8 protein-coding genes are annotated in these 7,485 nt (G+C 32.7%); 7 read left to right on the top strand and 1 reads right to left on the bottom strand.

Going from position 1 to position 7,485, the window contains the following annotated elements:
• Nucleotides 1–1,327, top strand: a 1,327-nt coding sequence (locus tag ACH2BG_RS07345; protein ID WP_395047058.1) for a T9SS type B sorting domain-containing protein, incomplete at its 5' end; no start/stop codon positions are given.
• A gap of 156 nt (nucleotides 1,328–1,483) precedes the next feature.
• Here the strand turns inward: ACH2BG_RS07345 and ACH2BG_RS07340 are convergent.
• Nucleotides 1,484–2,416 (bottom strand): peptidylprolyl isomerase, encoded by a 933-nt coding sequence (locus ACH2BG_RS07340; protein WP_395047057.1) that lies wholly within the window; start codon nucleotides 2,414–2,416, stop codon nucleotides 1,484–1,486.
• Between the two features lie 123 nt (nucleotides 2,417–2,539).
• Here ACH2BG_RS07340 and ACH2BG_RS07335 point away from each other — a divergent pair, with 123 nt between their 5' ends.
• The 6 genes from ACH2BG_RS07335 (at nucleotide 2,540) to rplS (ending at nucleotide 7,117) form a co-directional block, all read left to right on the top strand.
• Entirely contained in the window at nucleotides 2,540–2,998 is a 459-nt protein-coding gene (locus ACH2BG_RS07335) for a GNAT family N-acetyltransferase (RefSeq protein ID WP_395047056.1), read from the top strand.
• A gap of 11 nt (nucleotides 2,999–3,009) precedes the next feature.
• Complete coding sequence (locus ACH2BG_RS07330; RefSeq protein WP_395047055.1) at nucleotides 3,010–3,459, top strand: DUF1569 domain-containing protein; 450 nt, start codon at nucleotides 3,010–3,012, stop codon at nucleotides 3,457–3,459.
• A gap of 110 nt (nucleotides 3,460–3,569) precedes the next feature.
• The gene (gene trmD / locus ACH2BG_RS07325; RefSeq protein ID WP_395047054.1) at nucleotides 3,570–4,247 is read left to right on the top strand and encodes a tRNA (guanosine(37)-N1)-methyltransferase TrmD; all 678 of its coding nucleotides are present in this window, start codon (nucleotides 3,570–3,572) and stop codon (nucleotides 4,245–4,247) included.
• A gap of 20 nt (nucleotides 4,248–4,267) precedes the next feature.
• On the top strand, nucleotides 4,268–5,092 hold the full coding sequence (locus tag ACH2BG_RS07320) for a GyrI-like domain-containing protein (protein ID WP_395047053.1): 825 nt from the start codon (nucleotides 4,268–4,270) through the stop codon (nucleotides 5,090–5,092).
• Between the two features lie 75 nt (nucleotides 5,093–5,167).
• The gene (locus tag ACH2BG_RS07315; RefSeq protein WP_395047052.1) at nucleotides 5,168–6,586 is read left to right on the top strand and encodes an agmatine deiminase family protein; all 1,419 of its coding nucleotides are present in this window, start codon (nucleotides 5,168–5,170) and stop codon (nucleotides 6,584–6,586) included.
• A 180-nt stretch (nucleotides 6,587–6,766) separates the two neighbouring features.
• A complete protein-coding gene (gene rplS / locus ACH2BG_RS07310) occupies nucleotides 6,767–7,117 on the top strand; it encodes a 50S ribosomal protein L19 (RefSeq protein ID WP_395047051.1) in 351 nt (116 codons plus the stop codon).
• The last annotated feature ends 368 nt before the right edge of the window (nucleotides 7,118–7,485 follow it).

Genomic DNA, 7,485 nt, shown 5'->3' with positions numbered 1-7,485 from the left:
ACTTACAGGTTCTGCTACTGCAAATGCGACGACACCTTGGGCTTCATCAAATACAGGAGTAGCCACTGTAAGTAATACAGGATTGGTAACAGGAGTTTTAGTAGGAACTGCAATTATTACTTATACAAATAGTAATGGCTGTATTATTACTGCAACGGTAACTATCAACGCATTGCCAACAATTACTGGAACCTTGTCGGCTTGTGTTGGATTGACCACGCAACTTACAGGTTCTGCTACAGCCAATGCAACTAATCCATGGGTTTCTTCAAATTCTGGAGTAGCTACGGTAAGTAATACAGGATTGGTAAAAGGAGTTTCAGTAGGAACCGCAATTATTACTTATACTAATAGTAATGGTTGTGTGATTACCGCAACAGTAACAGTTAATGCATCACCAACAATTACAGGAACTTTAAATGCTTGTATTGGATTAACAACACAACTTACAGGTTCTGGAACTCCAAATGCAACAACTCCTTGGATTTCTTCAAATACTTTAGTAGCCACTGTAAGTAATACAGGATTGGTAACAGGAGTTGCAGGAGGAACTGTAGTTATTACTTATATGACAGATAGTAATGGTTGTACCGCTACAGCAAACGTAACTATAAATAACCCATCAGCACCAACAGTTACAACTCCAATACCATATTGTATAAATGATATAGCAAATCCGCTTACTGCGGTTGGAAGTAATTTGTTATGGTATACAACGGCAACTGGAGGTACAGGTTCAGCTACTGCTCCAATTCCTACGACAACTGCAATTGGTAGTGCAAATTATTATGTAAGTCAAACTGTAGGTACTTGTGAGAGTCCAAGAGCAGTAATAACTGTTAATGTTTCTGTGCCACCAGCAACTGTTGTTGCAACGCCGTCTGATTATTTTGCAGATTTGCAAACCATAACGGTAAGTGTTACTCCAATAGGAATATATGAATATCAAATAGACAATGGGGCTTTTCAAAATAGTAATGTATTTACAAATGTAGGTGCTGGTCAACATACCATAACAGTAAGAAATGAATGTGATTCAATATTTACAACTGCTTATATTGTAGATTATCCTAGATACTTTACACCAAATTCAGATGGTTATCATGATACATGGAACATTCCTGAATTGAAAGGTCAAGCAAATTCTAAAGTTTTAATTTTTGATAGATTTGGAAAATTAATAAAGGAAATTAGACCTTCTGGAAGTGGTTGGAATGGAACTTTTAATGGAAAAGAATTGCCTTCAACTGATTACTGGTTTATAGTTACCTACGAAGAAAATGGAATTACAAAAGAGCATAAAGCACATTTTTCTATGAAACGATAATTATAAATATTTGTTTATAAAAAAGGCTTCTCAAATTGAGAAGCCTTTTTTTATCTTCTAATCAGTAAAAAAAAACATTGTAAAAACAGTTTTTCTTAATAAAAAAAATCCCAACAGTTTCGTGTTGGGATTTTTAAATTTATTTTAATGAAAATATTATTTCACATCCATCAATTCTACATCAAAAATCAAAGTAGCGTTTGGTGGAATAGCGCCACCAGCACCACGAGAGCCGTAAGCCAAATGTGACGGAATCACAAAACGTGCTTTGTCTCCTACTTGAAGTAAAGCAATTCCTTCGTCCCAACCTTCAATTACTTGACCTTGACCTAATCTAAAATCAATTGGTTTTTTGCGAGGATAAGAAGAGTCAAAAACTTTTCCAGACTCTAAAGAACCTTCGTAATGTACCGAAACTGTTTTGCCATTTTCTGCTTTTTTACCAGAACCTTTTTGAATCATTTTGTAACGTAAACCGCTTTCTGTTTTATCAAAACCAGCAGCCAATTGTTCCATTTTTGCTTCACCTTCTGCTTTTTCTGCCGCTTCACGTTTTGCACGAGAACCTTCAAAAGTTCTAAAAGCCTCTACTGCATTCCATTTTTCAGCTTCTTCACCAACTCTAACTATTTCTAAAGTTTCTAGAATATCATTTCCTTCCACTGCATCAACAACATCTTGACCTTCTACAACATGACCAAAAACAGAATGTTTACCATCTAACCAAGTAGTTGGTACGTGTGTGATATAAAACTGAGAACCATTTGTTCCTGGTCCAGAATTTGCCATAGCCAAAACTCCTGGTTTGTCATGTTTCAAACTTGGGTGAAACTCATCGTCAAATTTATAACCTGGTGCTCCAGTTCCTGTTCCTTGTGGACATCCTCCTTGTATCATAAAATCAGGAATAACACGGTGAAATGTTAGTCCGTCATAATAAGGTGTTCCTTGTGGTTTTACTTTATTTTCTAGATTTCCTTCTGCAAGTGCGACAAAGTTACCAACTGTTCCAGGTGTTAAATCGTGTGCTAGTTTTACTAAAATACTACCTTTTGTAGTATTAAATTTAGCGTATATTCCGTTTTCCATTGTTATGATTTTTATTTTTAAAGTGCAAATTTACAAATTATAATGATTAATGTATTAAAATAACAATTGAAACCTTTTAGGATTAATTAAAATGTGATTAAATTTGCTTATAAACTCAACTAAATGAAGACAGAAATAATCACTTACAATCCAAAATTTAAATCCTATTTTATCGATTTAAACAAAGCTTGGCTCGAAGAATATTTTTTTGTTGAAAAGCATGATATTGAAGTATTCGATAACATTGAAGAAGTCATTTTGAAACCTGGTGGTGAAATTTTCTTTTGTTTGGTTGATGGTGAAGTCGCAGGAACAGTCGCCATGCAAAAAGTAAATGATGTTAAATATGAATTAGCGAAATTAGCTGTTGATAAAAAGTTTCAAGGTCAAAAATTGAGTAATTTATTAATGGATGCTTGTATTAATTTTGCAAAAGAAAAAAAGCTATCAACAATTATGTTGGTATCTAGCAGAAAGTTAGACACAGCTTTAAATTTGTATCAAAAATATCATTTTGTAGAAACAGCATTGGACGAAACTGATTATCACAGAGCAGATATTCAAATGGAATTAAAACTTTAAACTTATATATTATGTCAAGCATTTACAACTCATCTGACAATCAAGAAATTATTAATCGAATTAATCAGTTGAATCAAAATTCGCAACCGCAATGGGGGAAAATGACTGTTGACCAAATGTTATCACATTGTCAGGCTCCTATTGATGTGGCTTTTGGAGACTTAAAACTAAAATCGAATTTTCTTTTTTTACTTTTAGGCAAAATGATTAAAGGTAAAATGCTAAAATCTAAACATTTTCAAAAAAATAGTCCTACAGCAAAGGATTTCACCAGAACCGGTCAATATGATTTTGAACAAACCAAAGCCGATTTAATCAAAAAAGTAAAAACTTTTGAAACAGAAGGTACAAATGCTATAAAAGTATACAAACATCCTTTTTTTGGTAAAATGACTGTTGAAGAATGGGATAATTTACAATGGAAACACCTTGATCATCATTTATACGAATTTGGAGTTTAGCCCTGATGTATCCCGATAGCTATCTGGATAGCTCCTGAAAAAATATAAACTATTCCTAAAAACCTTTGTACCTTTGTCGCTTAGAACCTCAGAACCTTTTTTCAAAAAACATGCGAATAGATATTATTACCGTTTTACCAGAATTATTGCGAAGCCCTTTTGAAGCTTCGATTATGAAACGTGCTATAGACAAAGGATTAGTCGAAGTTCATTTTCATAATTTACGAGATTATACCATTAATAAGCAAAAATCGGTCGATGATTATCCGTTTGGCGGTGGCGCAGGAATGGTGATGAATGTGCAGCCTATTGATGATTGCATTACCTATTTAAAATCCGAAAGAACTTACGACGAAATAATATATATGACACCCGATGGAGAAACTTTAAACCAAAAAATGGCAAACACTATGTCATTATTAGGGAATATTATCATTTTATGTGGTCATTATAAAGGAGTCGATCAAAGAGTTCGTGATCATTTTATTACTAGAGAGATTTCGATAGGTGATTATGTGTTATCAGGTGGAGAATTAGGTGCTTTAGTGCTTTCTGATGCTTTAATTAGATTAATTCCGGGTGTTTTAAGTGATGAAACCTCAGCATTAACAGACAGTTTTCAAGATAATTTGCTTTCTCCTCCAATTTATACACGTCCAGCAGATTATAAAGGTTGGAAAGTTCCAGAAGTTTTAACAAGTGGAAATTTTGCAAAAATCGACAAATGGAGAGAGGATATGGCTTATGAACATACAAAAAATAGAAGACCTGATTTGTTGGAAGAGTAATATTCTGAAATCTGAAAAAAGTGAGTGAGCTATATTTGAAACGTATTTACGACACTCAAAATTATATTGAGAAAAATTATGACAAGTTGATTGCTGTAAGCGAACTTGAAGCTATTTCTTGTTATTCTTATAGGAATTTGCAACGTATTTTCTTTTCACTATTTAACGAAACAATCGGAAGTTATCAAACCCGATTGAAAGTCGAAAACGGCTATAAAATATTACTATATTCGAAAAAACAAATCTCAGATATTGCTATTGAAGTTGGTTTTTCGGATTTGCAATCTTTTTCTAAAACATTCAAAAAACATTTTGGTATTTCTCCTTCTGTGGCCAGAAATAAGAAAGAAATACTTTTTAGAGATAATAATTTCATACAATCTATTGATTATGATTTAGAACCTGAAATTATTTTTATACCCAAAAAACTAGTTAATTACTCGAGTTGTAGAACAAATTATATAAATCCTGAAATAGAATCGCTTTGGGATAATTTTCTTAAAAATAATTTTGATACTACAAACTCACAATATTTTGGTGTTATTTCCGATGATGTGATTATTACAAACAAATCAAAATGTAATTATGACGCTTGTGTTTTCGCTGAAAATTTGAACCCAAAATTACCCGTAAAAGAAATTTTCGGGAGCAAATACGCTAAGTTTATTCATAATGGCAGTTACAATAGTATCGAAAAAATCTACGCTCAAATTTATGGTGGCTGGATATTAGATAATGAGTTAGAATTTTCCCATCTACCTATTATAGAAAATTACATAAAACACGATTCTAACGCAAGTTCTGAGTCAGATTTTATAACAGAGATATTAATTCCGCTTTTATAAGTTGTCCATTTTGGACAACTTATAAGTTTTATAAAAATATAGTTTTGTCTTGTCTAACTACATAAAAATAAAACTATGAAAACTACTTTTACAAAAATTCTATTAGTAATCCTTCTCTTTTCTATGAATAATAACTACGCTCAAACCTACACTTTCCCAGATGAATCCGAACCACACGAAGGCACATGGTTGGCTTGGCCACATAGTTTTGAATACGGAAATGCTTATCGAAACGAGAATGATGCCACTTGGGTTGCTATGACTAACGCATTGCAAGCCAATGAAAAAGTGCATATTATTGCTTATAATACAACAGAGCGAACAAGAATAACAAACCTACTAAACGCCGCAAGTGTATCATTAACAAACGTAAACTTCATTATAAAAACCACAAACGATGTTTGGATGAGGGATATAGGAGGTATTTTTGTTCGTAATTCAGCTGGCGCATTAGTTATGCAAGATTGGGGTTTTAATGGTTGGGGAGGCGATTATGCCTTCGACAAAGACAATACGGTACCAACAGCTATGGGTACTGCAACAGGACTTATACCACTAAACTTGAACAGTATATTAACTATCGAAGGTGGTTCATGGGAACTAGACGGAGCAGGTACTTTTTTAGCAACAAAATCCGCAATTACTGCCCAGACTAACCCTACAGCGCCAACAGGAATTAATGCTGTTAGAAATTTAGGAAAAACTCAGGTACAAGTAGAAGCAATACTTACTCAATATATAGGAGCTACAAAATTTATCTGGTTAGATGGTTGGTTTAGCCAAGATGATATTACCGATGCGCATATTGATGGTTTTGCAAAATTTGCTCCTGGTAACAAGCTAGTAACTATGAGTCAAGCTGATTTATTATATTGGGGTGCACCGCAATCTGATATAGATAAATTATATGCTGCTTCAAACGCAAGTAATGTGGTGTTTACTAAAGTCATTATTCCGCTAACTGCAAATAATGTACAGCCTACAAGTGGTGCAGCACTAACTTACAAAGGTAGTTATGCTAATTATTATGTAGCAAATAATCGTGTTTTAGTTCCAAATTACAACGATCCTAATGATGCAGTAGCTAATGCAATTATTGCAGGATTATATCCCGGAAGAACGGTTGTGGGTATCGATTGCCGAAATTTATACAAAAGCGGAGGTGTGGTACACTGTGTTACGCAACAACAGCCCATGGCTTTTCTAAATACAATAGACCACGCTTTAGAAAATTCGATAAATTTAGAAGTATATCCAAATCCATCAAAAGGAAATGCTTCTATTTATTTCGATTTGAAAGAAAATACAGCTATAAAAATTGAAATTTATAATATCTTAGGTACAAAAGTTATCGACATTAAAGAATCAAATTATAACTTTGGAGAGAGTATAATAACATTAAATGTAAGTAACCTAAGTAACGGTATTTATATCTGTAAAATTACTTCCGAAGGAAAACAAATGGCAAGTTCGAAATTAGTTATATCGAAATAAAATCAAGCATTAATCAAGCATTAATCAAGCAATTATGAAAAAGAATATAGTTCTAGAAAAAAAGCATAATTCATAATTCATAATTCATAATTATTTATTACTTTTGCATCCACTTAGACCAACCTCTGGCGAAATCCGTGAATGTTGCTCTGATTTAAAACCATAATTAAAAAAATTATCATGGCAGATTTAATGAAATTCGTTCAAGACGAATTTGTAACAAGAAAAGATTTCCCTGTTTACGGAGCTGGAGACACAATCACAGTTTATTACGAAATTAAAGAGGGCGAAAAAACAAGAACTCAGTTTTTTAAAGGAGTTGTTATTCAAAGAAGAGGTTCAGGAAATACTGAAACTTTTACAATTCGTAAAATGTCAGGTGCAGTAGGAGTAGAGCGTATCTTTCCAGTAAACTTGCCAGCTTTGCAAAAAATTGAAATCAACAAAAAAGGTGCAGTTCGTAGAGCTAGAATTTTCTACTTCAGAGAACTTACTGGTAAAAAAGCAAAAATTAGAGATAAAAGAAGATAGTCAAACCTCTTTTTATACTATAGAAGCTCCAAAGAAATTTGGAGCTTTTTTTTTATTCTCATAGTTCATAGAAACAGGAGTTAATTAAAATCAATTTAACCTTTTAAACGCGGTCTATAAAGTGTAAAATTTTACATTGCTTCGAGGTGGTTAGACTATTGAAGAATTAGCTTTTCTTTATGAAAAACCTCGTGGAGCTGATTTAAAAAAATCATCAAAATAATAATTACTACTTATTATATAATTTTTATTTATAATTATATAATAATATAAGATAATAATATACTCAGTATACCACGTTTAACTTTAGATACCCGTATACTTGAATGTGACAAATATAGTTCAATCTAAATAAAAGAAAACCGTCT

Origin of the sequence: Flavobacterium sp. (assembly GCF_043779715.1) — a bacterium.
GTDB lineage: Bacteria > Bacteroidota > Bacteroidia > Flavobacteriales > Flavobacteriaceae > Flavobacterium.
The sequence above is the reverse complement of the archived record's forward strand: the minus strand, read 5'-3'. Positions and strand labels throughout refer to the sequence as shown.